This is a genomic window from Hymenobacter wooponensis (genome assembly GCF_004745865.1).
In the GTDB taxonomy this organism is placed as follows: Bacteria; Bacteroidota; Bacteroidia; order Cytophagales; family Hymenobacteraceae; genus Hymenobacter; species Hymenobacter wooponensis.
The window spans coordinates 26341-44729 of the sequence record NZ_SRKZ01000008.1 but is presented as its reverse complement, the minus strand read 5'-3'; the positions used below and the strand labels follow the sequence as shown (position 1 = coordinate 44729).

Sequence of the window (18389 nt, the reverse complement as noted above, 5' to 3'; positions counted from 1 at the left end):
ACTTTGCAGTGCAATTAGATATAGCGCAGTTTCCTTGTGTTTGTAAGCCTATTTAGGGAGGTAAGAGCAATTCAGGCCCAAGCCCTCCAGATTCGCCGGTTCTCAACCGGCAGCGAAGTGGAAGTCATCACGCTCTCCATCTGCCTGCCCGTGTGGATTTTCTACCTAGGCCACGCCATCGATCCGTCCCTGCCCTCCTGCCAGCAGCAGGCCTTGCGCCGCACCTACGAAGAGCTGTGCAGCTTGAGCGAGTACATGGAAGCCCTGCCCTGGCACCAGCTGCGGGATCAGCTGCTGGCGGCAGTGGCCCCACTCGTGAACCTGCCGCAGGTTGGCTAGCTGATGCCGCGGCGGCGGGGGGCGCAACTGCCTTCACGAAGACTAGCTTGCAGGCCCCGCCCGGCACGCCCCCCGCTACCCCACCGATTTGCTTAAGCAGGAAACCGGCCAAACGGCGCTCGACCACGGCCACTTTTTCCTGCTGGGCGAAGCAAAAAACTGGCTTATCAGCACCGACAACACCGTTGCGCAGACGGCCTACCAGCTCGGCTTCGACAACCCACCCTACTTTACGCGGCTCTTCAAAAAGGTCGTCGGCCTGACGCCGCCCCGCGTACCGCGCCCACTGCCTGAACTAAGCGTTTGCCCTGCCCAGGTGGCGCAGTGGGGCTGCTTGAGCCACGTAATGGGAACCGAGTTAGGAAGGCGAGCAGATGCCATTGCCCGCTCCGGTGGGTGGGCTCGCCCTCCGGGCTGGCCCGCAAGAGGCACCAACTTCCTAAGCTGGGCTACCCCCGCCCGGGAACGAGTCTGCTGCCTCGTCTCGGAAGGCACGGTTCACCCGTTGCCGCCTTATGGTTATGCGGCATTCTTCGAATTAAGAGCTACTATTACTTTTCTTATCCACTACCTGCTCGGCCCGATGCGTTATCACCCGAATATTCTAGCGGCCCTTCTGCTGGCCGCGACCTGCTGGGGTACCCCGGCCCCCGCCCAAACTGCGCCGAAACCTTCCGCGGCCAAGGCCAGCGCCTTCGCCTTGCCCTACGAAAAGTTCGTGCTGGAGAATGGGCTGGAAGTGGTGCTGCACGAAGATCATTCGGACCCGATTGTGGCCTTCGCCACCATCATGCACGTGGGCTCTAACCGCGAAAAGCCCGGCAAAACCGGTTTTGCGCACTTCTTCGAGCACATGTCGTTCAATGACTCGGAAAATGCTCCGGTGGGCGCCAACCGCAAGCTCATTGAAGAGTGGGGCGGGCAGCGCAATGGCAGCACCTGGAACGACGGCACCCAGTACTACGAAGTGGTGCCCAAGGATGCCTTCGACAAAATCATGTGGATTGACTCTGACCGCCTCGGCTACATGATCAAGACGGTGACCACGGAAGCGCTGGCCCGGGAGATTCAGGTGGTAAAGAACGAGAAGCGCCAGAACTACGACAACGTGGCCTACGGCTCCACCAGCGAGGTGCTGCGCAAAAACCTGTACCCGGCCGACCACCCCTACAACTGGACGGTGATTGGCTCGCTGCCGGACTTGCAGGCCGCCACCCTGGCCGACGTGCAGGAATTTTACCACCAGTACTACGGGCCCAACAACGCCACGCTGGTTATTGCCGGCGACATCAACATCGCCGAAACCAAGGCCAAGGTGCAGCGCTGGTTTGGCGAGATCAAGAAGGGGCCGCCCGTTAAGCCCCTCGCCCCCCGGCCCGCGGGCCTGACCCAGACCAAGTCGCTCTACCTGGAAGACAACTTCGCCCGCCTCCCGCAGCTGCAGCTGGTGTTTCCCAGCATTCAGGAGTACCACCGCGACACCTACGCCCTGGAGGTGCTGGGCCAGCTGCTGGCGGGCAACCGCACGTCGCCCCTCTACAAGGTGATTGTGGAAGAGCAGAAGCTGGCGCCCGCGGTTGGGGCCTACCAATACAGCAGTGAGCTGGCGGGCGAGTTTATCATTCAGGTGCGGGCCAACCCCAACACGAGCCTGCAGCAGGTGCACGGGGCCATTCAGGAGGGCCTGAAGCGGTTTGAAACCCAGGGCTTTTCCGACACGGAGCTGGCCCGCATCCGGGCCAAAATTGAAACCGACCTGTACTCGGGCGTGGAATCGGTGCTGAGCAAAGCCCTGCAGATGGGCCGCGACAACGAGTTTGCCGGCGACCCGGCGCACCTCACCAAAGCCGCGAAGCTGGCCCAGGCCGTGACGCGGGCCGACGTGATGCGGGTGTACAACCACTACCTCAAGGGCAAGCCCTACGTGATGACCAGCGTGGTGCCCAAGGGCCAGCAAAACCTGGTGGTGCAGGGGGCGCAGCTAGCCACCGTGTACCAGGAAAAAGTCGTTGCCGGGGTGCAGAACGAGGATGTAGGGCAGGGCAAGGAGGCCGTGTTTGAGAAAACCGTCACCAAATACGACCGTTCCGAACCACCCTTTCTGCAAACGCCGCTGTTTAAGGTGCCCACTATCTGGAATGCCTCGCTGGCCAATGGCCTGAGAGTGTACGGCATCGACAACCGCGAAATTCCGCTGGTATCCTTTGATGTAACCATTCCCGGGGGCCATTCCCTGGACCCCCTCAGCAAAGCCGGCACCGCTTCGTTGCTGGCCCAGATGCTCACGCAGGGCACGGCCCAGAAAACCCCGGCCCAGCTTGAGGAAGCCATTGACTTGCTGGGGGCCTCCATTGCGGTTACCAGCACCAATGAAGAAATCCGGGTGCAGGCCCGCTGCCTGGCCCGTAACTTCGGGCCCACGCTGGCGCTGGTGCAGGAAATGCTGCTGCAGCCCCGGTGGGATGCCGTCGAGTTTGCGCGCCTGAAAAGCTCCTTGGCCACCAACCTGAAGGGGCAGGAGGCGAATGCGGCGTCGGTAGCCAGCCTCACCTTTTTCAAATTGCTATACGGGCCGAACCATATTCTGAGCACCCCGAGCATCGGCACGCTGGAAACCACGGCCGGCATCACCCTGGATGACGTGAAGGCGTACTACAACACGAACATTTCGCCGGCCGGGGCGGCGGTGCACGTGGTGGGCGCCATTGACCAGAGTACGGTAGCCGCGGCCCTGCAGCCGCTGGGCGCGAGCTGGGCGGCGAAAGCCGTCAGCCAGCCCAAGCAGGAGCTTCCCGCCCAAACGCGGGGGGGCCACGTGTACTTCGTTGATGTGCCCGACGCCAAGCAGTCGGTGCTCTACATCGGTAAGCTGGCCCTGACCGGCACCGACCCCGACCTGAGCAAGGCCACGTTTGCCAATGCCGTGCTGGGCAGCGGCGCCAGCGGGCGCCTGACTCAGCTGCTGCGCATCCAGAAGGGCTACACCTACGGCGCAAATTCGTCGGTGCTGGAGCTCAAGGAAATGGCGCCCTTCGTAGTTACCACCAGCGTGCGCGCCAATGCCACCGGCGCTTCGTTGCAGCTTATCCGCCAGCTGCTGACCGACTACGGGCCCACCTTCAGCCCCGCCGACGTGGAAATTGCCAAAAGCAAGATCCTGAAGGGCAACACCCTGGTGTACGAAAGCCAGGGCGCCAAGCTGGGCATTCTGCGCCGCATCAGCAAGTTCAACAGGTCACCGAAATTCCTGGAGGACGACCAGCAGAAGCTGCTGCAGATGGGAGTGACGGATTTCCAGGCCACCATCGGCAAATACATGCCGGAAAAAGAGCTGGTTTACGTGGTCGTGGGCGACAAAGCCACCCAGTACGAGGAAGTAAAAAAGTTTGCCAACGGCAACATCACCCTGCTGGACAGAAACGGGACACCCCTGAAATAAAGCTCTATAGGCGCTTGCCGGCCTACTCTGGTTACCAGTACCAGTTGGGGCCGCCAGTACCCGGCCGGGGCCCGGGGCTCGCTGGGGCCGGAAGCTTCCTGCGCAACAAGCTCAGGGACTCAGCCCGGAGGAGGCCTAGGCGGCCGGGACCCGCGCGGGCCGCGGGGGTTGGCGCCCCCAACTTGCGCGCAGAAAGCTCGTTATTGTCCCACCTGGCAGGCGGGCTCCTTCTTCGGGCGCCACCTCCTGCCAAAACCCACGACTATCACTCCCTCACCGGCTGAATCAGATGAACGCTACCTTCCTTCTCACGGCCGCGCTGACGGCGTTGGCGGTTCAGGCGCAGGCCCAAACCGCCGCTACCCCGCGCGCCGCCGCTGACCAGATTACGACCCCCACCGGTTCCCTCACGGTCCAGCCCATCACCCACGGCAGCGTGGTGCTCACGGGAAGCGGGAAGACCATCTACGTGGACCCTTACGGCGGGGCGGAGGCCTACGCCGGGCTGGCCGCGCCCGACGTGGTCTTGATTACGGACATTCACGGCGACCACCTGGACCCGAAAACGCTCGCGGGCCTCTCCCTTGGCAAGGCCCTGCTGGTAGTGCCCAGCGCGGTAGCGGCGAAGCTGCCGGCGGAATATAAAGCCCGCGTGCGCGTGCTGCGCAACGGCCAGCGGCTCGACACCCTCGGCCTGGGCATTACGGCCATCCCGATGTACAACCTGCCCGAGGCGGCCGATGCCATGCACCCGAAGGGGCGGGGCAATGGCTACGTCCTGCACCTGGGCGGCAAAAACGTTTACTTCTCCGGCGACACGGAAGACACTGCCGAAATGCGCGCCCTGAAAAACATCGACGTGGCATTCGTGTGCATGAACCTGCCCTACACCATGGACACCCAGCAGGCCGCCCAGGCCGTGCTGGCCTTCAAGCCGGGCATCGTGTACCCGTACCACTACCGGGGGCAGAACGGCCTGAGTGACGTGGAGGGCTTTAAAAAAGCCGTCCGCGCGGCCAACCAGAAAATAGACGTTCGGCTGCGCAACTGGTACCCGGCGGCCAAATAGGCTGGCCCACCCCGGGAGCAGGCCTAGCCTACTTGGCCGCTGAAACCGAAGCTACGGCAGGCGCTGACTACGCCGCTGCAAGGTGTACGCGCTGAAGTAGCCCAGCACCTCCCCGGAGAAGTTGGATGTGGGGTTGGCCGGGGCCGCGCTGTTGCCGCCGAGCACCTCGTTGAGGGTGCGCACGTACTCGTGCACTCCCGCGTCAATGGTTTGCATCTCCACGCGCACGCTGTCGCCGGCAACGAGTTGGTCTTCCTCCCGGCCGCCGCCCCCGACCAGGGGCCGCGCGTTTGGTTTACCGTCCGTCAGCTCATCATCGCGCAGAAACAGGCTCGGGTTCAGCCGTCCGTTGCGGTACTGGCGGAATACATAGTAGTTGCGCTCCCCGGCCGGGTCCAGAAACTGCGGCACCACGAGAGGAGGTCGCCGAAGAAGCCTTTTTCCACGCGCAGGCCGGTCAGCTCCACGACGGCGGGCATGGTGGACTGGGCCACGTAGCTCTGGCCCTCGGTCTCCACCCGCAGCGTGTAGCGGTGGCCGGGCTGGCCGGTAATCGTGCTTCCCCGGTACTGACCGGGGCTGGTTTCCCGCAGGGTTTCCAGGCCGCCGCCGGCGTCGCTGAGCGTAATGACGGCGCCCACCACGGGCGGGAAGACGTTGGGGTTTTGGTAGCTGGTGCTGCGCGAGAGCTGCACGGTGCAGGGGCGGCCGTCGTTGGCCAGCTGACCCTCAATCAGCAGGCGCGGCGCCGCATCCTGCAGGTCGAGGTCCACGACTTTGGTGCAGGCGGTGGCCAGCAGTGCGGCGGCGAGGCCTAGGGTGAAACGCGCAAACGCAAATTTGGGAAACGGGGGACGCATGAGCCAGCGGGCTAGGAGTGCCTTAGAAGTTGAAGTTGTAGGTGGCCGAGGGAATCCAGCGAAACAGGGCCGTCTGCACGGCTTCCGTGCGGGTCGGGTCGTCCTCCACCGTCTGGAAGTTGATGCTGTAGGGGTTCTCCCGGCCCAGGGCGTTATAGAGCGAGAAGTTCCAGCTGCTGTGAAAGCGCTGACCCGGTGGGCGCTGCTTTTCGAAAGTGGCCCCCAGGTCTAGGCGCCGGTACACCGGCAGGCGCTCGGCGTTGCGTGGGCCGTAGAGGCTGACCACCTGCCCCATGGTTTCGTATTTGCCCACCGGGTACGTAACCGGGGAGCCGCTGCTGGTCACGAACGTGCCCGAGATGCTCCACTGCGGCGTGAGCTGGTACACCCCTACCACGGACACATCGTGCGGCCGGTCCTGGCGGGCATTAAACCAGGCCCCGCGGTTTATCTGCGCGAACTGCCGCTCCGACTTACTCAGGGTGTAGGCCACCCAGCCGGTTAGGCGGCCGGTTTCCTTGCGCACCAGCAGCTCCAGCCCGTAGGTGCGGCCCCGCCCCGAGAGCAGGTCGCCTTCCACGTCGCCGGTCGGGTTGAGCGCGGCCCCGTCGCGGTAGTCAATCTGGTGGCGCAGCGACTTGTAGTAGACTTCCGCCGACAAGGTGTAGGCCCGGCTGGAACCCAGGCTGCGGAAGTAGCCGGCTGACACCTGATCCGCCAGCTCGGGCTTGACGGTGGGCGAAGTTGGGATGTAGCGGTCCGTGGGCGAGGAGGCCAGGGAGTTGCTGAGCAGGTGCAGGTTTTGCACGTTGCGGGCGTAGCCGGCCTTCACCGTACTGCTGGGCGTGAGCTGGTAGCTGGCGGCCAGGCGTGGCTCCAGGTTCAGGTAGGTTCTGACCACCTCGCCCGCGCCATAATTCCTCGTGGTCAGGGGGCGGCCCGCCGCGTCGAAGCGCGCGTACTGCCCGGGCCCCAGCAGGCTAAAGCCGGAAAAGCGCAGGCCGGTGGTCAGGTCCAGGCGCGGGGTGGCGGCCCACTCGTGGGAAGCGTACACGGCCGGCTCCAGGGCGTAGCTGGTTTTGTCGGCCGTGGCGTTAATCGCCGCGTCGGCGTCGGCCTCCACCCGGCCCGGGGTGATGGTGTGGTAAATCAGGTTGGCACCAAAGCGCAGCTTCTGGCCGGCCGCGGGGTCCCACTCAAAGTCCTGCTTCAGGTTCCAGTCCTGAATCCGGGAGGCAATGGCGAAAGCGACCGTCTCGGAGTTAAGCTCAATCTGGTAGTTGTACTTGCTGTAGATCAGGGCCGTGTTGGAGGCGAGTTTGCCGCTGAGCTGGTGCTGCAGGCGCAGCGTGCCGGTGGTGTTGCCGTAGCTGAAGCCGAAGCCGCTGGTGCCCATGACGTCGTGGCCCAGGTAGCCCGAAAAGTACAGGCGGGTGCGTTCGCCCAGCCGGTAGTTGGCCTTGGCCGTGAAGTCGTAGAAGTTCAGGCGGGCATCCCGCAGGTCCTCGTTGGGGGAGGCCTTGAGAAACACGTCAGCGTAGGTGCGGCGCCCGGTAACGATAAAGGAGCCCTGGTCCCGGACCAGGGGCCCTTCCAGCGCCAGCCGGGAGGCAATCAGGCCGATGCCGCCGCTGCCGTGCAGCTGCTGCGCGTTGCCGTCCTTGAGCTGCACGTCGACCACGGAGGAAAGGCGCCCGCCGTACTGGGCCGGCATGCCCCCCTTGTAGATGGTCAGGTCGCGCACGGCGTCGGAGTTGAAGGTGGAGAAGAAGCCCAGCAGGTGGGAGGCGTTGTAGATGGGGGCCTCGTCCAGCAGCACCAGGTTCTGGTCCACGTTGCCCCCGCGCACGGAGAAGCCGCTGCTGCCTTCCCCGGCCGGTTTCACGCCCGGCAGCAGGGTGAGGGTCTTGATGACGTCCTTCTCCCCGAACAGTACCGGCACCTTGGCAATCTGGCGGGTGTCAAGGGTTTCCACCCCGGCCTGGGCCCGGCTGATCGTGGCCTCCTGGCGGCGCGCCGTCACGACTACTTCGCGCAGCTGCTGGCCGTCCGCGGCCAACCGCAGGTCCAGGAGCTGGCTGCTGGTGGCCGGCACCGGGCGCCTACTCGTCTGGTAGCCCAAGAAGCTGGCTTCGAGGGTGTACTGGCCCGCGGGAACCGTGAGCGTGAAGTGCCCCTGGGCGTCGGCGCTGGTGCCCACGCCCGGCAGCTCTACCACGCGCAGGGTGGCGCCACTCAGGATTTCCGCCGTTTTAGTATCCCTGACGGTGCCGCTCAGCGTAACGCGGGTTTGGGCCCGGGCGGGCGTCAGACTCAGGGCCGTAAGCAGGCTCAGGGTTGACACCACGACCAGGGAGCAGGTGTTCCGGCGGCCGGGGGCGGTGACCTCAATGGGATGGTTCAAGGATGTAGGCTAAGAATTTGAAGACCAAGCAAGGGCCCTCAGGAGTAGAATACCGGGCCAAAAGTAGCCATTACCTCGTCCCCGGGCGCCGCGTCCCCGACCTAGTCCGTCAGAACCGGGGTTTCGCTCGCTGCCTTCTCCTCCCGGAACGGCCGCTCCCGGGCCCCTGAGTAGCCCCGCCCCGGCGCCGCGGCCGAAGCGGTGCTACTCAGGGTTTCGGCGCGCCCGAAACCGTTGGCTGCGCATACTTTGCGAAACCATACCTCAATTACCCCTACTTTTCAGTAGTCTAGCAGTCTCATTGCCGAAGTCCACCTCGTATTCTGTTTCTATGCCTACTCGCCGCAAGTTTCTTTCCTCCTCCGCCGCTGGCCTGGCGGCCTTGGCCACGAGCCCGGTTGCCGACGCGCTGGCGCTGCCCCCGCCGCCCCTGGCCAGTAAGCCGCTGGTTATTTCCACCTGGAACGACGGGCTGGCCGCCAACCTGGGGGCCTGGAAAGTCCTCAGCCAGGGCGGCCGGGCGCTGGATGCGGTGGAGGCCGGGGTCATGGTGACGGAAGCCTCCCAGAACTGCTGCGTGGGTTTGGGCGGCAACCCCGACCGCGACGGCATCGTGACGCTGGATGCCTGCATCATGGATGAGCAGTTCAACTGCGGCAGCGTGGCCGCGCTGGAGCGCATCAAGCACCCCGTGAGCGTAGCCCGGCGCATCATGGAGCGCACCCCCCACGTGATGCTGGTGGGGGAGGGGGCCCAGCAGTTTGCCGTGGCTCAGGGCTTTGCCCTGGAGCCCCAGCAGCTCAGCCCCGATGCGGCGAAGGCCTACCGGGAGTGGCTCAAGACCAGCCAGTACCAGCCCATTGTCAATATCGAGAACTCCGGCAACAAAAAGCCCGTGGGACCGGTGGGGGGCGCCAACAACCACGATACCATTGCCATGCTGGCCCAGGACGCGCAGGGCAACCTCAGCGGCAGCTGCACCACCAGCGGCATGGGCTTTAAAATGCGCGGCCGCCTCGGCGACTCCCCCCTCATTGGCGCGGGCTTGTTCGTGGATAACGCCGTGGGGGCCGCCGCCGCTACGGGGCAGGGCGAGGACGTGATTCGCATTGCCGGCTCCCACACGGTGGTGGAGCTCATGCGCCAGGGCCTTTCCCCCACCGCGGCCTGCAAAGCCGCCGTGGAGCGCGTAGCCCGCATCAAGGGAGCCAAGGCCCGCGACATTCAGGTGTGCTTTATTGCCCTTAACAACCAGGGCCAGTACGGGGCCTTCGCCCTGCAGAAGGGCTTCAGCTACGCCGTGTGCAACGCCCAGAATCAGCAGCAGCTCCTGCAAGCCGACTACCTGCTGAAATGAGGACGCGGGTGCTGGAAATCTGCGCGGGGTCGGGACACTCGGCCGTCGCGGCCCAGGTGGGGGGCGCCGACCGGGTTGAGCTGTGCCAGCAGCTGGAGCAAGGGGGCACTACCCCTTCGTTCGGCACCATCCAATGGGTGCTGGCCCAGCTGACCATCCCCGTGTTTGTGCTGATTCGGCCGCGGCCGGGCCACTTCTGCTACGATGCGGAGGAGCAAGCCATTATGGCCGCCGACATCCGGCAGTGCCGCGCGCTCGGGTGCGCGGGAGTTGTGCTCGGGGCGCTAACCGAGGCGGGCCGCGTAGACCTGGCGGCTTGCCGGCCGCTGGTGGAAGCGGCCGGGCCGCTGTCGGTTACGTTTCACCGGGCCTTTGATGCCTGCCCCGACCAGGAGCAGGCCCTGGAAGACGTTATCCACCTCGGGTGCCAGCGCCTGCTGACCTCCGGGGGGCAGCCCACGGCCGAAGCGGGACAAGCGCAGCTGGCGGCGCTGGTCCGGCAGGCGGCCGGCCGCCTCAGCATTATGCCGGGCTCGGGCGTAACGCCCGCCACAATTCAGGGGCTGGCGCAGCGCACGGGGGCCCACGAGTTTCACGCCAGCGCGAAACGAAGGCTTCCGGGTTTGCCCGCGGCAAAAGCCACGGAGTTTGATGCGCCCCGCTGGGAAACCGACCCAACCATTGTGCAGGACCTGGTCGGGCGGCTCCGGTCCCTAGGGTGAGCTCCGGCCCGCTCCCCGTACCCGCCCCGGAGCTGACCGGGGCGCGGCCGTGCCGCCGGCCTCTTGACGTTCCCTCTCTTTCACGGCTATGATGTTCCGTCACGCAACCCTTTGCCTAGGCCTGCTGGTGGCCGCTTTCGCGAGGCCTTTGCGGGCCCAGGAGCCGGGCCTGCACCCGCAGTCCACCCAGTACGAGGTGCCCACCGATCCGCTGGTCAGGCAAAAGCTGGAGAAGTGGCGCGACCAGAAGTTCGGGCTGATCCTGCACTGGGGCTTGTACGCGGTGCCGGGCATTATTGAGTCGTGGCAGCTGTGCTCGGAAAGCTGGATTGAGCGGGACAGCACCCTGGCCTACGAGGACTACAAGAAGTGGTACTGGGGCCTGAGCAGGGAGTTCAACCCCGTGCAGTTCAACCCGGCGCAGTGGGCGGGGGTGGCCCGAAGGGCGGGCATGCGCTACGTGGTGTTTACCACCAAGCACCACGACGGCTTCAACCTGTTCGACACGAAGCAGACCGACTTCAAAATCACCAACGGCCCCTTCCAAGACCACCCGCAGGCCAACGTGGCCAAGCACGTGTTCGAGGCCTTCCGCCGGGAGGGCTTCATGGTGGGGGCCTACTTCTCCAAGCCCGATTGGCACTCGCCGAGCTTCTGGTGGCCCAAGTACGCCACCCCCGACCGCAACGTGAACTACGACATCCGCAAGTACCCGGGGCGCTGGCGTCAGTACCAGGAGTTCACCTACAACCAGATCAGCGAGCTGATGCACGAGTACGGGCCCCTTGACATTCTGTGGCTGGATGGGGGCTGGGTGCGCCCCCGCGAAACGGTGAATGCCGAGGTGCGCGCCTGGGGGGCGCCAATTCCTGAGTTCAGCCAGGACGTTAACATGCCCCGCATTGCTGCCATGGCCCGGCAGGCCCAGCCGGGCCTGCTCCTGGTTGACCGCACCGTGCACGGCCCCTACGAAAACTACCAAACGCCCGAACAGCGCGTGCCCGACCACCAGCTCAGCACCCCCTGGGAGAGCTGCCTGACCCTGGCCAACAACTGGGGCTACGTGCCGCACGACCAGTACAAGTCTCCCACTCGCATCGTCCACGCGCTGGTGGAAGTCGTTGCCAAGGGCGGCAGCCTGCTGCTGGGCGTGGGGCCGAAGCCCGATGGCACCCTGGCCGACGAAGCCGTGACGCGGCTCCTGACAATTGGCCAGTGGCTGAAAGTAAACGGGGCGGCCATTTACAACACCCGCCCCACCGCGCACTACCAGGATGGGCGCACCTACTTCACGCAGGGCCCCCGAAATGTGCGCTACGCCATTGCCTGCCTGCCCGAGAACGAAGCCGCGCCCGCCGTCATCGAGTGGACGGGCAATATCCCCAGGCAGGGAAGCGCAATGACCCTGCTGCAAACGGGCCGGCGCGTGCCCTGGACCCGGCAGGGCGACAAGGTGCGGGTTACGCTGCCCGCTTCCCTCACCCAGCAAGCCGGCTCCTACCCGGCCCTGGCATTTGCCTTTACGGCGAACTAAGGCCACAGCCGCCTGGGTAGTCCCGGGCTCAGCCAGTGGCCCGCCGCTTGCCCAAGTTAGCCCAATACGTCGTCCTCTCCTTCCTGTATTCCATGCGCGCATACCTTATCCTCGGCCTGTATTTGATGGGGGCGGCCGCCCGGGCTCAAACGGCCAGGCCAGTCTACCAAGACCCCCAGGCCCCGACGGAAGAGCGCGTTCGGGATTTGCTTGCCCGCATGACGGTGGAGGAGAAGGTCGGCCAGCTCTCGACGGTGCTGGGCTGGGAGATGTACGAGAAAAAGGGGGCGCGGATTACCACCAGTGCGGCCTACCGGAAAGCAGTCGACGAGCGCCACATCGGCGCCCTCTGGGCCACGCTGCGCGCCGACCCCTGGACCAAGAAAACCCTGACCACTGGCCTACACCCCGGGCAAGCGGCCCACGCCGCCAACGCCCTGCAGAAGTACGCCGTGGAGCATACCCGGCTGGGCATCCCCCTGTTTCTGGCGGAGGAATGCCCGCACGGCCACATGGCCATCGGCACGACGGTGTTTCCCACGGCCATCGGCCAGGGCAGCACCTGGAACCCCGCCCTGCTGCAGCGCATGGCCGCGGCTATTGCCCTGGAAGTGCGGGGGCAGGGCGGCCACATTGGCTACGGCCCGGTGCTGGACCTGGCCCGCGAGCCGCGCTGGTCCCGGGTTGAGGAAACCTACGGCGAAGACCCCGTCCTCACCAGTGAGCTGGGCGTGGCCATGGTCAAGGGCTTGCAGGGCAGCAGCCTGAAAAGCGGCGTCAACGTGATTTCCACCCTCAAGCACTTTGCCGCTTACGGGGTGCCCGAGGGCGGGCATAATGGCGGCAGCAGCAGCCCGGGCTACCGGGAGCTGCACCAGAGCTACCTGCCCCCAATGCGGGCCGCGGTGCGGGCCGGGGCCCAGTCCGTCATGACCTCCTACAATTCCATTGACGGGGTGCCCTCCTCGGCAAACCAGGGGCTGCTGACCGACGTGCTGCGCACGCAATGGGGCTTTCAGGGCTTCACCGTGTCCGACCTGGGCAGCATCAGCGGCCTGGTTACGAGTCACCACGTGGCGGCCACCCCGGCCGAGGCGGCGGCCCTGGCCCTCAACGCCGGGCTGGACGACGATCTGAGCGGCTACGGCTACGACCAGGCGCTCCTGCAGGCCGTGCAGCAGGGGCTCGTTTCCGGGCCGGGGCTGGACCGGGCCGTGGGGCGGGTACTGCGCCTGAAAGTGGAGATGGGGTTGTTCGAAAACCCCTACGTCAATGCCCGCCAGGGCGCCCGCCAGGTGAACAGCCCGGCCCACGTGCAGCTGGCCCGCCAGGTGGCGCAGGAGTCGCTGGTGCTGCTCAAGAACGAGCACAACCTGCTGCCGCTGGCCAAGTCCCTGACCAGCATTGCGGTTATTGGCCCCAACGCCGACAACATCTACAACCAGCTCGGCGACTACACCGCGCCCCAGCCCGCCGGCCGCATCGTCACGGTGTTGGAGGGCATCAAAGGCAAGGTGTCGGCGGCCACGAAGGTCACGTACGTGCGGGGCTGCGCCATTCGCGATACCACCAGCGCCGACATTGCCGGGGCCGTGGCCGCCGCCCGGCAAGCCCAGGTGGCCGTCGTGGTGCTGGGGGGCTCCAGCGCCCGCGACTTTAGAACCGAGTACCAGAGCACCGGCGCGGCAACCGTACCCCCGGCCGGGGGTACGGCCATCAGCGACATGGAAAGCGGCGAAGGGTACGACCGCGCCACCCTGGATTTGCTGGGCAAGCAGCAGGAGCTGCTGCAGGCCGTGGTGAAAACCGGGACGCCGGTAGTGGTAGTGCTCATCAAGGGCCGGCCCCTGAATTTAAGCTGGATGCAGGCCCACGTCCCGGCGCTGCTCGACGCCTGGTACCCCGGTCAGGAGGGGGGGCACGCCCTGGCGGATGTGCTGTTCGGCGACTATAACCCCGCCGGGCGCCTGCCCATTTCGGTGCCCAAGCACGTGGGCCAGCTGCCGGTGTACTACAACGCCCCGCGTCCCGCCCGGCAGGAGTACGTGGAAATGGATGCCCGCCCCCTGTACTGCTTCGGCCACGGCCTGAGCTACGCCCAGTTTGCGTATTCCGACTTGCAGGTTACAACCCGGGAAAGCACCGGCCCCCTGAAAGTGGAGGTGCGCTTCAAGGTGAAAAACACCAGCGCCCGCGCCGGCGACGAAGTGGCGCAGCTCTACCTCCGCGACGAGGTGAGCTCCGTGGTTACGCCCCTGAAGCAGCTCAAGAAATTCCGGCGGTTCCACCTGCCGGCGGGCCAGCAGCAGGAAGTGGTGTTTGAACTCGGCGCGGAGGATGTGCAGCTGCTCAACCAGCAGCTGGAGTGGGCCGTGGAGCCGGGAGTTTTCACGGTGCTGGTGGGCGCCTCATCGGAGGACATCCGGTTGCGAGGGCAGTTTACCGTGACGGGAGCCAGTACGCGGCCGGCGGCCGGGCGGTAGGTCGGCATAGCGGGCCGCGCCGGAGCTTTAGCGGCCGCCCGTAGGTGGGCGCGGGGCTACCCGGCAGGCCTTGCCGGCTGACCCTCCCCCTAGCTTGCCGGGCCGGGCCGGGCCTAGGGGCGAGGGCTGGGTTGCGCTGCCAGCCCAGGGCGCTGGCAAAAATATTTTAGCGGCGCCCCGGGCCTTAATCAGTACTTTGAGGCTCCAAGCGCCAGTAAAACCACGGGCCGGCGCCAGCACTGCATGCGCAACACCACGTACATTGGGGTAGATATCGGGGGCACCAAAATCCACATTGGGGTGGTGCAGCACGGGTCTATCATCTGGGAAAAGCGGTTTGAAACGGCCGCCACGGCCCCGCAGGAGCAGATTCTGGCGGAGCTGGCGGCTCACCTCGAATCCGTGGTGGACGAGGACGTGGCCGGCATCGGCATCGGGGTGCCGGGCCTGCTGGATGAGGAAAATGGCATCGTCTACAACGTGCAGAACATCCCCTCCTGGCGGCAGGTGCCCCTGAAGCAGTACCTCACCCGTCGCTTTGGCAAGCCCGTGTACCTGGCCAACGACGCCAATGCCTTCGCCGTGGGCGAGAAAATGTACGGGCAGGGGCGGCCCTTTGCCCACCTAGTAGGCCTGATCCTGGGCACCGGCGTGGGCGCGGGCCTCATCCTCAACCACGCCCTGTACGCGGGGGCCCTCTCCGGGGCCGGGGAGTTTGGCGGCGTGCCGTACCGCGACAAAACCCTGGAGGAGTACTGCAGCGGCAAGTTCTTCACCCAGCAAACCGACCGGCCCGGCGCGGAGTGGCACGCGCTGGCCCAGCAGGGCCATGCCCCGGCGCAGGCCGTCTTGAGGGAATTCGGGCGCCACCTGGGCAACGCCATCAAAATCATTTTGTTTACGGTGGCGCCCCAGGCCATTTTCCTGGGCGGCTCGGTCAGCAAGTGCTTCGAGTATTTCCGGGAAGGCCTGCACGAAAGCTTGCGGGAGTTCCCGTTCCCTGGGGTCGTTGAGCAGCTGGTTATTGCCCCCTCGACGATTGACAATGCGGCCGTCCTGGGGGCCGCGGCCCTGTGCCACATGAAGCAGGAGCAGCTTACTAATCCTTATCCCGCGTCTTCCTTGTGAAAAAAAACCTCCGGGTATCATTCGGGCTGGCGCTAGGCCTGGGCAGGGGTGGTAGCTGGGCCTGGGTGCCAGCCACCGCCCAGCAACTGCCCCAATTCCGCAGTGCTAAATCGATTATTCGGCCGCCGCGGCACCTGACCCTGCACATAGGCTTTGCCCGGCCCCGGGAGCTGGCTAAGGCAGCCCACAAAACCTACCGGGGGGCGGGGCCCCGCCCCCTGGTGGCTGGGCAGCAGGGCGCCCCCAGCCACACCGATGAGCAGTGGCTGGGCTTTTTTTGCCCCGACCTGCTGGCGACGCTCGACCTGGAGCCGGTTGCCACCATCAACTCGGTGAAAAGCACGTTTCTGCAGGCCGCGGGTTCCGGAATTCGGCTGCCGGCCCGCGTGGAAGTCGCCGGGTTGACGCGGAGCCCACCCCGGCCCGATTTGTTTGAATCACGGTGAAAAATGCCCCGCCGGCCGGAGCCCAGCAACCCGACCCCCGGCTGTTTGCCGATGAAACTGTGGTGCATTAACTACCGGCCTCGCCCCGCCAGATCAGTGGTAGGCCAATCCTCCTCACCCTAGGCCCGGCAGTAGGGCCATGGGTTACTCCTTTTCCCGGTACTAGAAAATCATTTGATGAAGCCCATCTACCGTCAATTTATCCTACCCGCCGCCACCCTCACCTGCGGCGCCGTTTTGCTGGCGGCCTGCGCCAGTTCCCGGCCGGCGCCGGCGGGGGGGGCGCAGGCCGCCAGCCTCACCCGCTACGTGGACCCTTACATCGGCACGGGCTTCCACGGGCACGTTTTCCTGGGGGCCAACGTGCCGTTTGGGGCCGTGCAGCTCGGGCCGGTAAACATCACCGAGGGCTGGGACTGGTGCTCGGGGTATCACTATTCCGATTCCACCATCGTCGGCTTTGCCCACACCCACCTGAGCGGGACGGGCATCGGGGATTTGGGCGATGTGACGGTGATGCCCACCACCGGGGAGGTGCGGGTAACGGAAGGGCGGGTGAAGAACCCCGCGCGCGGCCTGGTGTCGCTGTTCTCCCACCAGGAAGAGCAAGCCCGCCCCGGCTACTACGCCGTGCGCCTGAAGCGCTACGATATCAAGGCGGAGCTCACCGCCACCGAGCGGGTGGGCTTCCACCAGTATACCTTCCCCAAGTCCCGCGCGGCGCACCTGGTGTTCGATTTGCAGCAGGGCATTGGCTGGGACCTGGCCACGGACACCCATATCGAGCAGCTCAACGACAGCACCCTGATTGGCTACCGCAACTCCAAGGGCTGGGCCGCGGACCAGCGGCTCTACTTCGCGGCGGTGCTCTCCAAGCCCATCCGTAGCTTCCGCAGCGTGCAGGTGCTGGATACGCTCGGCACCACCGCGCCCGCGGCCACGGGCACCCGCCTCAAGGGCGTCATCACCTTCGCAACCCAAGCGGGGGAAAAGGTACGGCTGAAGGTGGGCATCTCCCCCGTCAGCTCCCAGGGAGCCCTGGCCAACATCCGGGCCGAGATTCCGCACTGGAACTTTGACAAAGTGGTGGCGAAAGCCGATGCGGCCTGGAACCAGGAGCTGCAGAAAGTACGGATTCAGGCCGACGAAACCCGCCTGAAAACTTTCTACACGGCTCTCTACCACACCATGATTGCGCCCTCCATCTTCAACGACCACAACGGCGACTACCGGGGCACCGACCAGCAGGTGCACCCGCACGCGGGCTTCACCAACCTCACCACGTTCTCCCTCTGGGACACCTACCGGGCGGCCCACCCCCTGTTCACCATCCTGCAGCCCGAGCGGGTAAACGACATGGTCAGCTCCATGCTGGCCATCTACCAGCAGCAGGGCAAGCTGCCGGTGTGGCACCTGATGGGCAACGAAACCAACTGCATGGTGGGCTACAGCGCCGTGCCCGTGGTGGTGGATGCCTACCTGAAGGGCTTCCGGGGGTTCGACGCCGCCCTGGCCTACGAGGCGGTTCGCGCCACGGCTATGCGCGACGAGCTGGGGCTAAAGGCCGTGAAGGAGCTGGGCTTCATTCCCGCGGGCGGCGAGGTGGAAAGCGTATCCAAAGGGTTGGAATACGCCATTGATGATTGGTGTATTGCCCAAATGGCCCGGCAGCTGGGCAAGGCCGACGACTACGCCTACTTCAGCAAGCGCGCCAAAAACTACGAAAACTACTTCGACAAGCGGGTTGGGTTCATGCGCGGCCGCCTGAGCCAGACGGAGTGGCGCACGCCCTTCAACCCGTTTACGTCGGTGCACATGAAAAGCGACTTCACGGAGGGCAACCCCTGGCAGTACACCTGGCTCGTGCCCCAGGACGTGGAGGGCCTCATCCGCCTGCTCGGCGGCGAGAAGCGGTTCAGCCAGAAGCTGGACTCCCTGTTCACCGCGCGGGGTGACATGGGGGCCGAAGCCTCCAACGACATTTCGGGGCTCATTGGCATGTACGCGCACGGCAACGAGCCCAGCCACCACATTGCCTACCTGTATACCTACGTGGGCCAGCCCTGGAAGACTGCCGACAAAGTCCGGTTCATCACGGACAACTTCTACACCGCCCGGCCCGACGGCATCATCGGCAATGAGGATGTCGGGCAGATGTCGGCGTGGCACGTCTTCTCCACCCTGGGCTTTTACCCCCTTAACCCGGCCAATGGGGCCTACGTGTTCGGCAGCCCGGCCGTGCAGCACGCTACCATCCGGCTGCCCGCCGGCAAAACGCTGACCCTGGAAGCCAGAAACAACAGCTCCACCAACAAGTATATCCAGGCGGTTACGCTCAACGGCCGAGCCTACACCAAGTCCTACATCACGCACCGGGAGCTGCTGCAGGGCGGCAACCTTATCTTCGAAATGGGGCCTGCACCGAGCCCTACCTGGGGCGTGGCCGCCGCCGATCGACCCAGGTCGGTGCTCCCGGTCGAGTAGGGGAAGCCGGCGGTTTGCTTTCGCGGCCCCGTCGTCGGATAACCTTACTCCTCCCGACGGGTCCGGTCTGCCGGGCAACTTCTGTCACCGGCAATTGCTGGGCTGGTGAGCTCCTGCGAGCGGG

General features: G+C 65.4%; 13 protein-coding genes and 1 pseudogene. 11 read left to right on the top strand and 3 right to left on the bottom strand.

The genetic code is table 11. The annotated features are described in order from the left end of the window. The first annotated feature begins 36 nt into the window (after positions 1–36). The 4 genes and pseudogenes from EU557_RS22620 (at position 37) to EU557_RS22610 (ending at position 4847) form a co-directional block, all read left to right on the top strand. Entirely contained in the window at positions 37–339 is a 303-nt protein-coding gene (locus tag EU557_RS22620; protein ID WP_135532761.1) for a hypothetical protein, read from the top strand. Between the two features lie 82 nt (positions 340–421). Further along, positions 422–595: pseudogene (locus tag EU557_RS25980) on the top strand (helix-turn-helix domain-containing protein); the annotation flags it as partial. A gap of 90 nt (positions 596–685) precedes the next feature. Then, positions 686–3778, top strand: coding sequence for a M16 family metallopeptidase (locus EU557_RS22615; protein WP_342588277.1), 3093 nt, complete (start codon positions 686–688; stop codon positions 3776–3778). 289 nt (positions 3779–4067) lie between these two features. Further along, positions 4068–4847: an MBL fold metallo-hydrolase gene (locus EU557_RS22610; RefSeq protein ID WP_135532759.1), complete on the top strand. Its 780-nt coding sequence runs from the start codon at positions 4068–4070 to the stop codon at positions 4845–4847. Between the two features lie 51 nt (positions 4848–4898). Here EU557_RS22610 and EU557_RS22605 read toward each other — a convergent pair whose 3' ends face one another. Genes EU557_RS22605 through EU557_RS22595 form a run of 3 tightly spaced genes read right to left on the bottom strand, consistent with a single transcriptional unit; the run spans position 4899 to position 8111 of the window. Beyond that, a complete protein-coding gene (locus tag EU557_RS22605; RefSeq protein WP_135532758.1) occupies positions 4899–5258 on the bottom strand; it encodes a DUF4249 family protein in 360 nt (119 codons plus the stop codon). Then, positions 5186–5707 carry a DUF4249 family protein gene (locus tag EU557_RS22600; protein WP_135532757.1) on the bottom strand — a complete coding sequence of 174 codons (522 nt, stop codon included), beginning with the start codon at positions 5705–5707 and terminating at the stop codon, positions 5186–5188. The genes EU557_RS22605 and EU557_RS22600 overlap by 73 nt, the downstream gene beginning before the upstream one ends. 22 nt (positions 5708–5729) lie before the next feature. Next, positions 5730–8111 carry a TonB-dependent receptor gene (locus EU557_RS22595; protein ID WP_245326364.1) on the bottom strand — a complete coding sequence of 794 codons (2382 nt, stop codon included), beginning with the start codon at positions 8109–8111 and terminating at the stop codon, positions 5730–5732. 331 nt (positions 8112–8442) lie between these two features. On the opposite strand from EU557_RS22595, the gene EU557_RS22590 reads away from it, so the two are divergent. The 7 genes from EU557_RS22590 (at position 8443) to EU557_RS22560 (ending at position 18265) form a co-directional block, all read left to right on the top strand. Continuing rightward, positions 8443–9468 carry a glycosylasparaginase gene (locus EU557_RS22590; protein WP_135532756.1) on the top strand — a complete coding sequence of 342 codons (1026 nt, stop codon included), beginning with the start codon at positions 8443–8445 and terminating at the stop codon, positions 9466–9468. Continuing rightward, positions 9465–10190: a copper homeostasis protein CutC gene (locus EU557_RS22585; RefSeq protein WP_135532755.1), complete on the top strand. Its 726-nt coding sequence runs from the start codon at positions 9465–9467 to the stop codon at positions 10188–10190. The genes EU557_RS22590 and EU557_RS22585 overlap by 4 nt, the downstream gene beginning before the upstream one ends. An 88-nt stretch (positions 10191–10278) precedes the next feature. Beyond that, positions 10279–11724: an alpha-L-fucosidase gene (locus tag EU557_RS22580; protein ID WP_245326363.1), complete on the top strand. Its 1446-nt coding sequence runs from the start codon at positions 10279–10281 to the stop codon at positions 11722–11724. Positions 11725–11816: 92 nt separating this feature from the next. After that, on the top strand, positions 11817–14207 hold the full coding sequence (locus EU557_RS22575; protein WP_135532754.1) for a glycoside hydrolase family 3 N-terminal domain-containing protein: 2391 nt from the start codon (positions 11817–11819) through the stop codon (positions 14205–14207). Between the two features lie 243 nt (positions 14208–14450). After that, the gene (locus EU557_RS22570) at positions 14451–15335 is read left to right on the top strand and encodes an ROK family protein (protein ID WP_135532753.1); all 885 of its coding nucleotides are present in this window, start codon (positions 14451–14453) and stop codon (positions 15333–15335) included. Next, on the top strand, positions 15332–15781 hold the full coding sequence (locus EU557_RS22565; protein WP_135532752.1) for a hypothetical protein: 450 nt from the start codon (positions 15332–15334) through the stop codon (positions 15779–15781). Before EU557_RS22570 ends, EU557_RS22565 begins: the two co-directional genes overlap by 4 nt. Positions 15782–15958: 177 nt before the next feature. Further along, positions 15959–18265, top strand: coding sequence for a GH92 family glycosyl hydrolase (locus tag EU557_RS22560; RefSeq protein ID WP_135532751.1), 2307 nt, complete (start codon positions 15959–15961; stop codon positions 18263–18265). Positions 18266–18389: the final 124 nt, after the last annotated feature.

Coding starts and splice junctions, on each gene's coding strand:
- EU557_RS22575 (WP_135532754.1), top strand. CDS start 11,817: ATGCGCGCATACCTTATCCTCGGCCTGTATTTGATGGGGGCGGCCGCC.
- EU557_RS22560 (WP_135532751.1), top strand. CDS start 15,959: ATGAAGCCCATCTACCGTCAATTTATCCTACCCGCCGCCACCCTCACC.
- EU557_RS22580 (WP_245326363.1), top strand. CDS start 10,279: ATGATGTTCCGTCACGCAACCCTTTGCCTAGGCCTGCTGGTGGCCGCT.
- EU557_RS22615 (WP_342588277.1), top strand. CDS start 686: ATGGGAACCGAGTTAGGAAGGCGAGCAGATGCCATTGCCCGCTCCGGT.
- EU557_RS22600 (WP_135532757.1), bottom strand. CDS start 5,707: ATGCGTCCCCCGTTTCCCAAATTTGCGTTTGCGCGTTTCACCCTAGGC.
- EU557_RS22610 (WP_135532759.1), top strand. CDS start 4,068: ATGAACGCTACCTTCCTTCTCACGGCCGCGCTGACGGCGTTGGCGGTT.
- EU557_RS22590 (WP_135532756.1), top strand. CDS start 8,443: ATGCCTACTCGCCGCAAGTTTCTTTCCTCCTCCGCCGCTGGCCTGGCG.
- EU557_RS22585 (WP_135532755.1), top strand. CDS start 9,465: ATGAGGACGCGGGTGCTGGAAATCTGCGCGGGGTCGGGACACTCGGCC.
- EU557_RS22570 (WP_135532753.1), top strand. CDS start 14,451: ATGCGCAACACCACGTACATTGGGGTAGATATCGGGGGCACCAAAATC.